This window comes from Novosphingobium sp. TK46, from assembly GCF_055361525.1.
In genome coordinates, this window is sequence record NZ_CM143963.1 from 224,418 (window position 1) to 237,500 (window position 13,083).

The 13,083-nt window shown below is 62.8% G+C and carries 11 protein-coding genes and 1 pseudogene; 9 read left to right on the forward strand and 3 right to left on the reverse strand.

Annotated features, from left to right (window positions below; genetic code table 11):
• Positions 1–118 precede the first annotated feature (118 nt).
• A complete protein-coding gene (locus ACXJ1Z_RS00975; protein WP_463778877.1) occupies positions 119–2,194 on the reverse strand; it encodes a molybdopterin-containing oxidoreductase family protein in 2,076 nt (691 codons plus the stop codon).
• 122 nt (positions 2,195–2,316) lie between these two features.
• On the opposite strand from ACXJ1Z_RS00975, the gene ACXJ1Z_RS00980 reads away from it, so the two are divergent.
• On the forward strand, positions 2,317–2,874 hold the full coding sequence (locus tag ACXJ1Z_RS00980; protein WP_463778878.1) for a TetR/AcrR family transcriptional regulator: 558 nt from the start codon (positions 2,317–2,319) through the stop codon (positions 2,872–2,874).
• 153 nt (positions 2,875–3,027) lie between these two features.
• Here the strand turns inward: ACXJ1Z_RS00980 and ACXJ1Z_RS00985 are convergent.
• Together ACXJ1Z_RS00985 and ACXJ1Z_RS00990 are read right to left on the reverse strand one after the other, a co-directional pair.
• Positions 3,028–3,809: pseudogene (locus ACXJ1Z_RS00985) on the reverse strand (IS5 family transposase).
• Between the two features lie 546 nt (positions 3,810–4,355).
• The gene (locus tag ACXJ1Z_RS00990; protein ID WP_463778879.1) at positions 4,356–4,988 is read right to left on the reverse strand and encodes a TetR/AcrR family transcriptional regulator; all 633 of its coding nucleotides are present in this window, start codon (positions 4,986–4,988) and stop codon (positions 4,356–4,358) included.
• 133 nt (positions 4,989–5,121) lie between these two features.
• Between ACXJ1Z_RS00990 and ACXJ1Z_RS00995 the strand changes: the two genes are divergently transcribed.
• Genes ACXJ1Z_RS00995 through ACXJ1Z_RS01030 form a run of 8 tightly spaced genes read left to right on the forward strand, consistent with a single transcriptional unit; the run spans position 5,122 to position 12,914 of the window.
• A complete protein-coding gene (locus tag ACXJ1Z_RS00995) occupies positions 5,122–5,643 on the forward strand; it encodes a hypothetical protein (RefSeq protein ID WP_463778881.1) in 522 nt (173 codons plus the stop codon).
• Between the two features lie 3 nt (positions 5,644–5,646).
• Positions 5,647–6,825 carry a DUF1214 domain-containing protein gene (locus tag ACXJ1Z_RS01000; RefSeq protein ID WP_463778882.1) on the forward strand — a complete coding sequence of 393 codons (1,179 nt, stop codon included), beginning with the start codon at positions 5,647–5,649 and terminating at the stop codon, positions 6,823–6,825.
• Positions 6,822–7,997 carry a hypothetical protein gene (locus ACXJ1Z_RS01005; RefSeq protein WP_463778883.1) on the forward strand — a complete coding sequence of 392 codons (1,176 nt, stop codon included), beginning with the start codon at positions 6,822–6,824 and terminating at the stop codon, positions 7,995–7,997. The genes ACXJ1Z_RS01000 and ACXJ1Z_RS01005 overlap by 4 nt, the downstream gene beginning before the upstream one ends.
• A gap of 14 nt (positions 7,998–8,011) precedes the next feature.
• A complete protein-coding gene (locus ACXJ1Z_RS01010; protein WP_463778884.1) occupies positions 8,012–8,854 on the forward strand; it encodes an SDR family oxidoreductase in 843 nt (280 codons plus the stop codon).
• 1 nt (position 8,855) lies between these two features.
• A complete protein-coding gene (locus ACXJ1Z_RS01015; protein WP_463778886.1) occupies positions 8,856–9,641 on the forward strand; it encodes an SDR family NAD(P)-dependent oxidoreductase in 786 nt (261 codons plus the stop codon).
• A gap of 14 nt (positions 9,642–9,655) precedes the next feature.
• Positions 9,656–10,846, forward strand: coding sequence for a sulfotransferase family protein (locus tag ACXJ1Z_RS01020; protein ID WP_463778887.1), 1,191 nt, complete (start codon positions 9,656–9,658; stop codon positions 10,844–10,846).
• The gene (locus tag ACXJ1Z_RS01025) at positions 10,843–11,844 is read left to right on the forward strand and encodes an alcohol dehydrogenase catalytic domain-containing protein (protein ID WP_463778888.1); all 1,002 of its coding nucleotides are present in this window, start codon (positions 10,843–10,845) and stop codon (positions 11,842–11,844) included. The genes ACXJ1Z_RS01020 and ACXJ1Z_RS01025 overlap by 4 nt, the downstream gene beginning before the upstream one ends.
• The gene (locus tag ACXJ1Z_RS01030; protein WP_463778890.1) at positions 11,841–12,914 is read left to right on the forward strand and encodes a Gfo/Idh/MocA family protein; all 1,074 of its coding nucleotides are present in this window, start codon (positions 11,841–11,843) and stop codon (positions 12,912–12,914) included. The genes ACXJ1Z_RS01025 and ACXJ1Z_RS01030 overlap by 4 nt, the downstream gene beginning before the upstream one ends.
• The last annotated feature ends 169 nt before the right edge of the window (positions 12,915–13,083 follow it).

Consider the following 13,083-nt stretch of genomic DNA (forward strand, 5'->3'; position numbering starts at 1 on the left):
CGACCACCGCGTTGGTCGGCTTGCTTTTGCTCGCGGTGGTTGGGGCAGGCCTGGGCGGTTGGATTGGACTGACAGCGACCCTCTTTATTCTATGGTCGTACGAACGGGCTGATCGGCGTTAGCACAATTGCTGGAGGCCTTTCGTGGGTGCCGCCACTGCGAGAGCGCGTTCCGGCTGCTCAAGCCGTTTGATGGTGATCGGTATGCCCGAGTACAGCACCATGCCGGTCATCGCATCGACCGTCTGGACACTCGTCAGCAAGTTCACGTTTGCGCTCTCGTGGCCGTGTGGGATCGAGGCGACGCCCGGGCGGATCGTGGCGCTGATGTTGGCGACCAAGACAATAGTTCCGCTCGCGGTCGTCACCTGCACTCGGTCGTCATGGGCGATCCCGTGCAGTGCAGCGTCTTCGGGATTGAGGATGATGTCCGCCGGACTGCCGAGGAACGACAGCGACGCGTTGAGCTTGCGGCGCTGGCGACGCGGTATGAAGCTGAGCGACGGCGGGCCAGCCTGCGCCTCGTCGGCAGCACGGGTCTTCGCCCACAAGTCCAGCAGCGGCTGCGGCGCGACGATCCAGCCGCCGATCCGCTCGATGTGCCGGTCGACCCACGCACCGGGAAACTCCAGAGGACGAGAGATCGTACCCTCGGCCTTCAACTCCTCGAAGCTACAGCGCGCACCTGCCATCTGGCGCGCCAGCATGGCGTCGTCTGCCCCCGCGATCCGGTCGCTCTCCGGCAGGTCATCGGGCAACGCCAGTCCCATCCGAGTCATGAGTTGCGCGACGATCCACCAGGCCGAGCGTCGTTCGCCCATCGGCGGCACGACCGCGGGCGAGTAGAGCATCGACAAGCTTCCGCTCAGCGTGTCCCAGAACGAAATGTCCGGTCGTTCGGTCTGGTCTTTGGTGGGCAGGATATGGGTGGACAGTGCGGTCGTCTCGTTCTCGACGACCTCGAAAGAAACAAAGGTGTCGAGCTTGCGCAGCGCCGGAACCAGCACGTTGGCGTCTGGGAACGAGCGCACCAGGCTTCCGCCCAGATTCACCAGCGCGCGGATGTTCCCAGCCTCGATCTCGCCCGGCAACGCGGCGCAGGGCCAGTCGCCGATGATGCCGTTGACCCCCGGCATCGTCGGCGCACCTGGCGTGAACGGATTGTCCATGCGGGGCAGTTCGAAGCTGTCGTACTGGGTCAGGAACCCGGGGTGGAACCAGACCCCGCCCCGACGGTTCATCCGGCCTGTCAGGATGTTGAGCAGCCAGGCAAACCATTGGGTGACATTCGCGCCTTCGGACATGGTTACGCCAGTGCCAGTCTCGACTGTGACGCCACCAAAGCGAACCACGGCAGCCAACAGGTCCTCAAGGTCGCCCTGGCTCACGCCGGCCACACGGGCAGCGGTCGCGCGGTCGTAGCCTTCCAGCGCGAGGCGCAATGCATCGAGCCCCTGCACGGGTTGTTCAAGCGCGAGCGGCCCGCCATCGATCACCTCGCGCACGAGCCACGCCAGGATTGCGTAATCCTTGCCCGGCAGGGGCGCGATGTGCCGGGTGGAAAAGGCCGCAGTCTCGGTGCGCAACGGATCGATGGTCCAAACCTCACCGCGATCGGCGATGGCGCGGATCCAAGTCGGTGGACTGAACATGCCGGTGTTGTGACCGTGGCTCACCATCGGATTCACCCCGACGTAAAGCAGCAGGTCGACAGTCTCGTTGTCGGTTTTGCCTGAGAGCCCGGGAAAGCCGCCCACCAGGCTGCTGACGAGAACCTTGGCAGTGCCGTCGATCGTCAGTGGCGAGAACTTGGGCGGGTGGCCCAGTGCGTTGTAGAAGACCTCAGCCATGCGGAAGCCCGCCGCATCCATTCCCAGCCCGCTACCGAAGTAGAAGCCGATCGCGTTGGGACCATGCTGAGCGATCACTTTGCCCAGACGCGCCGCAAGATCGTCCAGCACGGCATCCCAGCTTTCGTCGCGCCGCTGTTCGTTCTGCATCAACGAGGGGCGGACGATTGCTCGTTCATGGTGGTGTAACCGGCCCACGGCGCGGCCCTTGGGGCAGGTATAACCCTTGCTCAGCGGGTGATCAAAGTCGCCTTTGACGCGTACGATCTGCTCGCCTTCGACTGTCAGCGTGATGCCGCATTGGTTGGTGCAAATCCGGCAGTGGCTGCGCGTGACGTGCGGCATAATTCTCTCCTGATCGTGCTACCGTTGCGCTGAGCCTAGCACAAGTGAGCAGCTGCTCAACAGTAATGAGCAGCTGCTCACTTGTGGCTCCGGACGAGGATGAGTAAGCTTGATAAATGGAGATGGCAGAACTCACGCCTGAGATACGGCGTCGCGACCCAGTCCGCACGAGAGCGCGCATCCTCGATGCAGCCGTGGCGGTATTCACCGAGCGTGGTTACGGTGCCGCAGGATTGCGCGAAATTTCCGCTCGTGCAGATGTCGCCTCTTCCCTCCCGGTGCGTTATTTTGGGACCAAGGTTGCGTTGTTCGAAGCAGCCATGGTCGAGATCATCCGCGCGAACTCGGTCTTTACCTGGAAAAAGGAGCGTTTCGGCGAGACCATGACGCGCCTCATCCGCGAACGCAGCAACGTCACTATCACCGCCATGCTGATGCACGCATTGGCAGACCCTGAATCGCATGACGTGGCGGTGCGCGTGTGGCGGGAGCATATGATCTCCCCCCTCGCGGAGTGGCTGGGTCCACCGGATGCCGAAGGCCGCGCGGGCATGCTCTTCGCTTTGATGTCGGGGCTGACCTTCCAGGTCCACGGTCTCGCCGCGGGCAAGACTACGCCTGATGCGACTAGATGGGCGGCTAAAACGCTTCAGTCGCTAGTGGACGGCAGCGGGTACTAGCTCGTTTTACGCACATGAAAGAGCGGCGGCTTTAAGGATCGCGTTGAGAGCAGGTGTATGTCTTGAATGAGGGCGACAGGCGCACTGCCTCCTCCCCTTCGGCCTAGCCACGCATTTCGGCGAGACTGCTCAATCATCATTCTCGTAAGTGCCCTAGGTCCTGTTGACATAGTGCGGCAACCAGACGTGAACGGCAGCTAGCGCCAAGAAGCCAAAGAACGACATTGCGGTCTTGTCGTATCGGGTGGCGATGCGGCGGAACTGCTTGAGACGGTTGAACAATCGCTCGACGTGGTTGCGGTCGCGGTATCTGCGATAGTCGCATGATGCGGGTTCTCGCCTATTGGCCTTTGGTGGGATGATCGGCAGGATACCCTGCAGCAACAGGGTTTCTCGCACCGCATCGCTGTCGTAGCCCTTGTCGGCCAGCATCGCTTTGGGTGGTTTTACCGGCATATCGAGCAATTGCGGCACGGCGCGATAATCGGAGACTTCACCGCCGGTCAGGACGAAGCCAAGAGGGCGTTCCTGACCGTCACAGCGGGCGTGGATCTTGCTCGTAAAGCCGCCGCGGCTTCGACCAAAGCCCTCCTTGCAGGTCCCCCTTTAGCGCCCGCCGCCTGAGAATGGCCGCGAACCACGGTGCTGTCGATCATGTGCTGCCAGTCGTCGGTGAGGCTAAGTTCGACCAACGTCTCGAGCATGGCATCCCACACGCCAGCCAAGGCCCAGCGCCGGAATCTGACATAGACCGAGTTCCACTTGCCGTACCGCTCATGCATGTCGCGCCAGGGGCAGCCGACCCGAAGGACATGCAGCATGCCGTTCAAAAAGCGTCGGTTATCGTGCGCAGGCCGTGCCTTGCGGCCCCGCTCCGAGGGAAGCAGCAAACCAATCACCGCCCATTGCTCGTCCGTCAGATCGCCGCGTCCCAAGCCTGCCTCCCAAAAGACAGCCTTGAATCAGAACTCAGCCCGCTCGGGAATCCACTATGTCAACAGGACCTAAATAGCGTAAACGCCATGCCCTCAGCACCGAAGCTTCTCCGCGGCGCCATTGTTCGAAGGAATATTACGCCTATGATTAGTCTAGGTCCGGGCATGAGAGTTTTTCAACACAATCGCTGGAAAGCCGACTTTCGGTTCGCTACACACGAACGCCGTTGGTGTCCTCAATCGGTTCGCCCGTGTAAGCAACACAGAATGTTCCATGACGCACGCCCGATCTGACCCTCTCTGTGAGCTGAGTTGCCGCATGAACAAACGCCCGCACGGAGAGTGAAAAGCCCGCTGGATGATCGGCTTGAGGGCGCCAATAGGATATTGGCGCAGTCTTGTTGGTCGTCGTGCCAGTCGCAACGTGTGTCGGCTTTCCGGCAAATAAGTCGACAAGACGACGGTAGGTTGCTCGGCGCTGGCCGCCAGGCTTGAACAACTCGGCCGCTCTGACCGCCGACACGTGAGCTCGCTTCTGCAACTCGACTATGTTATGCCATTTAGGACGAAATCCGCCAGCGCATTCTCGATCTCTGGACCGGTGGCAAGCTCCTCTGGGAACAGCCAACTCTTAAAAAGCGCAGTGCCCATGACTGCAGCGAAGGAAATCCGAACGATCAGCTGCGGATCCACGCTCGCTCGTTGGTCCAAGCGGCTGGCCCAAGCGGCAGCACCGGTCTCGAAGTAACGTTGTAGCGCTTTGATCGCAGCGCCGTGACCACTATCGCCGGAACCGGCCTGCTGCATCGCCAGCAGTGAACGCAACAAGCCCGCATTTCTTTCGAAGAACATGTTAAGCTCGCTGATGTACGCGCGTGCTTGATCAGGACGCGCAGGACCGCTGCCAGCCCAACCTTCCTGTAAAGCGGTGAAGCGCGACAGGTGCTCGGCGAGCGGTTCGAAGACAGCTTCGCGGAACAGGTCAGCCTTTGTCGCATAGTAGCGGTACAGCTGCGCCTCGGTAACGCCGGCAGTGCGGGCGATCGCCGCAGTCGTAGCGCCCGCATAGCCATTGGCCGCAAATGCCTCGGAGGCAGCCGCAAGCAAGAGCTTGCGGATCTCCGCAGCTGGCCGACGGCGACGTGTGGGTAGTGATGGCGCGCTGTCGTCGAACTTCATCAGGCCACCTTGGCGCATGCGACGCGGCGGGTCGAGCCGCCCGCAACGCCATGGCGATGCGCACACGCGCGAATCGAAAGTACTTGCCGTGTCTTTGATAGTGCGTACTCTCATACGAGTGCCGGGCGAGAGGATGATGATGGTGGATTACTTGCTGTCGAGGCCGCCGGGCATGTTCGATCCCTCGCAGGGATTACTGCGGGCCGAGCATTTCCAGACGGCCTATCTCACCAACGATCTCGATCGGGCAAAGGCGCTGTTCACTGAGCGGCTCGGCATTCGTGAATTTCAGGATCTCGGCGGTCCCCTGCCGCGGGGTGGTGCCATCAGGATCGCGCTCGCCTGGGTGGGCACGCTCATGTACGAGCTGATGGAGGCCGAAGGCTCGCAAATCCCGGTCTATGCGGATTGGCTGCCGGGAGAGGCGGGCTTCCACATGCGGCACCACCATCTCGGTTACATCCTCCACGATCGCGCTCAACTGAACGGCGTCGAGACGGCCGCGCGCGCCGTCGGCTGGCTTGTGTTGCACAGGAACGTCAATCCACTGGTCGAGGTCCTGTTTGTGCATGCGCCCGAGCTTGGCCACTATCTCGAATATATGCTGCCGACCGAAGCTGGTCTCGGCTTCTTCAACAACGTTCCGAGGAGTTGAGTGATGAGCGAGGTCATTCCGCCCCTGCTCGATCTGCTGCGCCCGCTCGATCAGGCAGTCGACGAGATCGCCAACACCTGGCGGCCGGACGACCCCGCATACCGCGCCGACGTCTATCGTCAGATCATGATGCAGTTCTCCTACGGCTACTTCGCCTTCTTTCATGCCGATCCCGAGCATCCCGACTGGGCGCCGCTGTGGAACCCGGTGTACACGCTGCAGCCCAACCCGGACGACATCTACCTCTATTGCCCGATCAGCAGCGACTACAGCTATCGGATCAGCGGCGATCGCGGCACCGTCTTCATGACGACGTTCACGACCCAGCTGAGCCTGTCTGGCATGCCGTGGGAGAATGACTTCACTGGCGCGTATTATAACGACATCGACAGCGATGCGCTCGAGATCGCGCCGGACGGCAGCTTCGAACTGCTGCTGAGCACCGAGCGGCCGCACGGCCACACCGGCAACTGGCTCAAGATCGCCGAAGGCGCGCGTGTCCTGATGACGCGCTACCGCAGCTATGATTGGGAAAACGAACTCGATCCTCGGATGTCGATCGAATGCCTGAACCCCAAAGGGCTCAAGTCGCGTCTGACGCCGACCGAGATCCTCGAACGGATCGACCATATGGCGAACATGCCGGTCCGTGCGACCAAACTCTTCTACGGCATGCAGAACGCCATCCGCGAGCGGGTCGGCGTCAACGTCTTCGAGCCGATGGTGATGGGCGGCTCCTTCACGCGGCAGGTCTACCTGCCCGCAGTCTACGAGTTAGAGGACGACGAGGCGCTGATCATCGAGACCGAGCTGCCGGTGCAGCGCCGCTACTGGAACTTTCAGCTGAACGATCCCTATTTCAACGCAGTCGAGTACGTGCACCGGCTTTCCAGCACGAACGGCCACTTCGCCAAGCTTAGCTCCGATGGCCGGTTCCGCGCGGTGATCGCGCTGAACGATCCAGGGGTGCCAAACTGGCTAGACCCAGCCGGCTTCCAGCAGGGCACGATCTACGGCCGATGGTATGATTGCGACAGCAGCCCGACGCCGACGCTCACCCGCGTGAAGCTTGCGGACCTGCGCGAACACCTGCCCCCGGACACGCCGGTCGTGACACCGGATGAGCGTGCCGATGAGCTGCGTCGGCGGGTGCATGCGTGCCAGCGCAGGAGGCGGTGGTGAGCGATCTCGGCACCTCGATCCTTCCGCTTCTCGCTGACCTCGAAAGCGCGATCGACAATCTCGCCGATACCTGGCGGCCAGATGATCCCGCATATCGCGCCGACGTCTACCGTCAAACGCTGACGAGCCTTTCCTATGCGTATTTCGCCTATTTCCATGCAGATGCCGAGCACCCCGACTGGGCGCCGTTGTGGAACCCGGTGTTCACGCTCCAGCCGAACCCGGATGACATCTACCTCCAGTCCCCGATCCGCGGCGATCTGACGTACCGCGTCTCGGGCAACCGCGGCACCTGCAAGATCCTCAGCTTCACGACCCAGCGGGCGCTCTCTGGCACGGTCGACGAAATGCCGCGGCCCAGCGGCCACAACGAAGTCGACGATGTCGATCTCGGCTTGTCGCTCGGCGAAGACTTCGAGGTTATCTTCAGCGCCGAGCGTCCGGCAGGCTATACGGGCAAGTGGGCGCCGATCGATCCGCAAGCCGGCGGCATGATGGTCCGCTATCGCAGCTATGACTGGGCGAACGAGGTCGATCCAATGCTCTCGATCGAGTGCCTCGATCCTGTGCCGCCAAAGCCGCGCCTGAGCCCCGATGAAATTGCCGCTCGCATCCGCGAGATGGCCAAGTTCCCGGGCCGCAAGACGAAGCTCTACTATCCGATGCAGAACGACGTGAAGGAGCGTGTCGGCTGGAACGTTTTCGAGCCAGTCCGCATGCCCGGTGCGCTCGCCAAGCAGACCTACTGGCCCGCCTGCTTCCAACTTGCGCCCGACGAGGCGCTGATCATCGAAACCGCGCTGCCTGAGCGGCGTCCCTACTGGAACATCCAGCTCAACGATCCTTATTTCAACGCGCTCGAATACGTATACCGCCTGTCGAGCACCAACGGTCACTTCGCGAAGCTGAGTTCTGACGGCCGCTTTCGTGCCGTCATCGCGCTCACTGATCCCGGCGTGCCCAACTGGCTTGATCCCGCAGGCTACACTGAGGGCGGCATCTACGGTCGCTGGTACGACTGCGATAGCGAACCCGTGCCGACGATCACGCGCGTCAAGCTCGCCGACCTCAGCGATCATCTGCCGCCCGACACGGTGAGTGTCTCCGCCGAGGAGCGCGTCGAGGAACTGCGCGCACGCGTCCGCGCCTGCCAGCGGCGTCGGCGCTGGTGACGAGGAGAAAAACGATGACTCAATCGACGGTAGACCTTGGCTATCACGGTAAGGCAATTGTCGTCACTGGCGGATCCTCAGGCATGGGCGAAGCGGTGGCGCGGATCCTCGGCGATCTTGGTGCACAACTGCATATCGTCGACATTCAGGAGCCCAAAGTTGCGCATGCGAGCTTCCATCGATGTGACCTCTCTGATTTCGCAGAAGTCCGCATAGTTGCGAAAGGCCTGAAAAGCATCGCGCCGATCCACTACGTGTTCCCATGCGCCGGCATACCTCCACATGAGCAGGGCGCGCGCCAGTGTATGAAAGTCAACTATATCGGCGCGCGCCACTTCCTCGATACACTGCTGCCGTTCGTAGCGGACGGTGCGGGTATCGCGCTCATCTCTTCAGACGCCGCGCTCGGCTGGCAGAAAAACCTTGCCCAGAGCCTCGAGATGCTCGCGATCGCCGATCCCGATGCGGCGCTGGCGTGGGTCGATGACGATCCTGAAAAGCGGCTGCGCGATGGCTATACCACCTCCAAAGAGATGCTAGCGGTTTGGGTGCAGCATGCCGCGGTGAAGCTCGGGCACGAGCGGCGGATCCGCTTGAACGCGATTGGCCCATGCCCCACTCGTACCGCCTTCACCGACCATTCGGGCGTCACGGAGGAGTTCCTAGACGCGTGGCCCTATCCGTCGCTTGGGCGAATGGCGACTGCCGAGGAGCAGGCATGGCCGCTCGTGCTGCTGAACAGCCCGCTGAACGCCGCCGTCACCGGTACCTTCCTTTACACAGACCAAGGCTTCGCAAGTGGCGTGCTCACCGGCGCGATCGATCCTTCATTCATGATGGGTGGCAAAAGAGATTAACATGATTCAAGATCAACTCTCCTTTAGTGGCCGGGTGGCAATTATCACCGGCGGCGGCACCGGCATCGGCTATGCGACGGCCTTGCAACTCGCGCGCCTCGGCGCGTCCGTCGTGATCGCCAGCCGGGGTGCCGAGGAGCTCGAAGCCGCTGCGGCCCGCATCCGCGAGACAACCGGCAACGCGTGCCTGGCCGTGCCGACCGACGTGAAGGACGAACAGGCGTGCATTCGCCTCGTCCAGCGTGCCGTCGATGCGTTCGGCCGCGTCGACACGCTCGTCAACAATGCCGGCGGCACTCGCATGGGGCCGTTGGAAACGATCCCGACCCGCGGATGGGATTCGATCTTCGAGCTGAACACCCGCTCCGCCTATGTCTGCACGCGCGAGGCGGGCAAGCACATGATCGCGCAGCGGTCCGGCACGATCGTCAACATCTCGTCGAACGCCGGCATCACCGGTGTAAAGGGTGGCGCGCATTATGCCGCGGCCAAGGCCGCGCTGCAGATGTTCACGACCGTCACCGCCGCCGAGTGGGGGCGCTACCAGATTCGCTGCAATTGCGTGGCTGCTGGCATGATCGGCTCCGAGCGTGCCGCCGAGGCCTGGAAGGTCGCCGGGCTCGATCCTGACAACATGGGCTCGGCGATCCCGCTCGGACGCGCGGGCACACCAGAGGAAATGGCGAACATGATCGTCTTCCTCGCCAGCGATGCCGCCTCCTACGTGACCGGCCAAACGATCGCCGTGAACGGTGGCCCCGCGCTCGGCGGCATCCAGCTAGACTAGGATCGGACCAACCGATGGACACAAGCTACGATCCGCCCGATGTGTTCCGCAACGCACTCGATCGGCTGCACGGGACGGTGGCGGCCGAGCTTGGCAGCGACGACTTTGGCCCGCCCGATTATCTCGAGGGTCTCAAGGCGTTGCTCCAGTCCATGGACTATGACCCGCACTTCAGCGCGCAGGGCCGTCGCGCCGCATGGGGCCAGGTAATCGGTGCGCTGCGTGGCCGCGCATCGGCCATCCAGTCGATGAAGGTGCATGCCGGCTTCGAAGCCGCGCCGATCGTCAGCCCGGTCGTGATCACCGGCGTCCCTCGCACCGGCACCACCGCGCTGCACCGGCTGATGGCCGTCGATGGCCGCTTCCAGGGTCTCCAGACCTGGATGCTCGATACGCCGATGCCGCGCCCCCCCGTGAGCGACTGGACGAGCTATCCGCAATTCCAGAGGACTGCGGCTGCGCTCGAGGCGCGCTATGCGGCGGCGCCTCAGAAGCGGGCGGCGCACTTCATGGCCGCCGAGGAAGTGCACGAGGATTGCATGCTCTTGTGGCATGGCTTCGTCTCGAACCTCTGGACCTGCGGCTGGTCGGCGGCGAGCTACGATGCCTGGTGGCAGACGCAAAGCGAGGCGCCGGCATATGACTATTTCCGGCGTTGCGTTCAGCTGATCGGGAGCGGCGAGCCCGAAAAGCGCTGGCTGCTCAAGAACCCTGGTCACATCGACAATCTCGACTTGTTGTTCGCCGTATTCCCCGACGCTCGCGTGATCCAGACGCACCGCGATCCGGCCAAGGCGGTGCCATCGCTTGTGTCCCTGCTTATGCAACTACACCCACTGATTGAAGAGGGCCGTGCCGATCAACGAGCAGAAATCATGCTCCGCCGAGAATTGGCGAAGTGGGCAAGCGCGACACGCAAGGCAGACGCGGTACGGCAGAGCCATCCGGGTCAGGTGCTCGACATCGTCCATGCCGACTTCCATGCCGATCCGATGACGGTGCTCGAGCGGATCTACGCCTTCATCGGATGGAACATTCCGGACGACGTGCGGGCAGGCTTTGCGCAACGTATCGAGGAGAAGCCCGAACTCGCCCGCGGCATCCACCGTTACAGCATCGCCGACTTCGGCATGACCGAGGCTGAAGCCCGCGAGCCCTTCGGCGACTATGTCCAGCGCTACGATCTCATGGAGGTACTTCGATGAAGGCCGCCATCTATCCAGGTCACGGCAAGCCGATCACGATCGGGACCCTGCCTGATCCCGAGCCCGGCCCGGGCGAACTCGTTATCAAGGTCCACCGTTGCGGCATCTGCGGCACGGACCTTTCGATGACTAAGGGCGAGATGTGGGATTACGGCCCCGGTAGCCAACTCGGCCACGAATATGCCGGCGAGATCGTCGCGCTCGGTCGCGGGGTCGAGGGCTTTCGTCTCGGCGATCCGATCAGCGTGCTTCCGTCCGGCGCGTGCGGGCACTGCGCTGGCTGTGCGGGCAGCAATCCAGTTCTGTGCCGGGAGAGCGGCGGCGCGATGCGTGGGTTTGCCGAGTTCGCGCGCTTGCCTGCCGAACTTGCGGTCAAGCTGCCGGCAACGCTGTCCATGGCTGACGGTGCGCTCGTCGAGCCGCTCGCCGTCAGTCGCTATGGCGTCCGCCAATCCGGGATCAAAGCGGGCGACACGGTACTGGTCTTGGGCGGCGGCACAGTCGCGCTCTACGCGATCTACTGGGCGCGCCGGATGGGCGCGCGGCGGATCGTGGCCATGTCCCGGTCCGAGCGGCGAAAAGCGCTTTGCCTCGAAATGGGTGCGGACGCCTTCATGACCTTTGGCGACAACGAGATCGGCGAGGTCGTCGAGGCGCTCGGTGGCGCGCCGGACATCGTCTACGAGTGCGTCGGCAGCGAGGGCATGCTGACCAAAGCCGTGATGCATGCCAGCCTCTACGGTCGCATTGTCTCCCTTGGCTTTTGCACGCGGCCCGACCCGGTGATGCCGGCGATGGCGGCCTACAAGTGCGTCACCATGCAATTCCTGGTCGGCTACACGATGCAGGATTTCCGGATCATCGCCGATCAGATGGACAAGGGTCATGTCGATCCCAAGGCTATCGTCACGAGCACCGTCGGTCTCGACGCGCTGCCGTCCATCTTCGAGGCGCTGCGCGGGCCCAACCATGAGACGAAGGTGCATGTGCGGCTGTGAGCCCCGTGCGAACGGGGGAAGATAGAATGGCGATACCCGCATTGGTGGTGGGCACCGGCTTCGGAGCGCGTGTGCACGTGCCGGCGCTGCGCGCGGCAGGCTTCGAGATCATGGGCCTGGTCGGCACCAACGCCGACCGGCTCGCCAGGAAGGCGGCGGACTTGTCCATCCCCGCCCACTTCACCGATCTTGACGAAGCGATCACGCGCACGGGCGCGCGGGCGGTCAGCATCGCGACACCGCCGGTCACCCATGCTGGCCTCGTGCGCAAAGCGATTGCGCACGGCTGCCATGTGCTGTGCGAAAAACCGTTCACGCTCGACGCGAACGAGGCTGCCGAACTGGTCACCGCAGCGGAGCAGGCGAACGTCGTCAACCTGGTTGCGCATGAATTCCGCTGGCAGCCCGAACGCGCGTTGTTCGGCCGTGCGATCGCCGACGGACTGATCGGCGAACCTCGCTTCCTCGTGATCGACCAGTTCCTGCCGATGGTCGCCGATCCGAAGGCACGACTGCCGAATTGGTGGTTCGACAAGGCGTCCGGAGGCGGTTGGCTTGGTGCGGCCGGGTCGCACCTGATCGATCAGATTCGGGCCTGGCTGGGCGAGTTCGCGTCGCTCAGCGCGAACCTCCTCGTCGTGTCCGACCGCAGCGACGTGGCTGACGACAGCTACTCCATGCGTTTCCTGACGCAGAGCGGCGTCGAAGGATCGCTGCAGCAATCCGCCGGCGCGTGGGGCGATATGGCGACGCTATGGCGCTGCGCAGGCAGTCGCGGAACGGTTTCGATCGAACGCGGCATCGTCAGATTGTCGGATGCAAGCGGTACGCGCGACCTTTCCATTCCGCCCGATCTTGTCCTGCCTACGATGGCGGAAGCAGATCAGCGTACTCCATTCGAACTAGGCGCCTTCACGGCCCTTGCTCAGACCTTTGCCATGGCCATCGAGGATCGTGCAGGATCAAGTGCTTCGATGCCAACCTTTCGCGACAGTCTCGACACGATGCGGGTGCTGGATGCGATCCGTCGCTCCGCGGAGTTTGGCGGTGAGCTGCAAAGACTTTGTTAGTCACGCCACCGTTTGCTTTCCATTGCTCAACCGGACGAAGCTCGGCTGCTCAATCGACGCGCGCCTAAGCCACAGCAGTGTGCGTCAGTCGCTTCTGGCTATTGAAGCGCATGAATGTGACGGTTGCCCTGGATTTCGGCTTTGACCGAAACCCGCCATTCGCGCTACT

Coding starts and splice junctions, on each gene's coding strand:
- ACXJ1Z_RS00975 (WP_463778877.1), bottom strand. CDS start 2,194: ATGCCGCACGTCACGCGCAGCCACTGCCGGATTTGCACCAACCAATGC.
- ACXJ1Z_RS00980 (WP_463778878.1), top strand. CDS start 2,317: ATGGCAGAACTCACGCCTGAGATACGGCGTCGCGACCCAGTCCGCACG.
- ACXJ1Z_RS00990 (WP_463778879.1), bottom strand. CDS start 4,988: ATGAAGTTCGACGACAGCGCGCCATCACTACCCACACGTCGCCGTCGG.
- ACXJ1Z_RS00995 (WP_463778881.1), top strand. CDS start 5,122: ATGATGATGGTGGATTACTTGCTGTCGAGGCCGCCGGGCATGTTCGAT.
- ACXJ1Z_RS01000 (WP_463778882.1), top strand. CDS start 5,647: ATGAGCGAGGTCATTCCGCCCCTGCTCGATCTGCTGCGCCCGCTCGAT.
- ACXJ1Z_RS01010 (WP_463778884.1), top strand. CDS start 8,012: ATGACTCAATCGACGGTAGACCTTGGCTATCACGGTAAGGCAATTGTC.
- ACXJ1Z_RS01015 (WP_463778886.1), top strand. CDS start 8,856: ATGATTCAAGATCAACTCTCCTTTAGTGGCCGGGTGGCAATTATCACC.
- ACXJ1Z_RS01020 (WP_463778887.1), top strand. CDS start 9,656: ATGGACACAAGCTACGATCCGCCCGATGTGTTCCGCAACGCACTCGAT.
- ACXJ1Z_RS01025 (WP_463778888.1), top strand. CDS start 10,843: ATGAAGGCCGCCATCTATCCAGGTCACGGCAAGCCGATCACGATCGGG.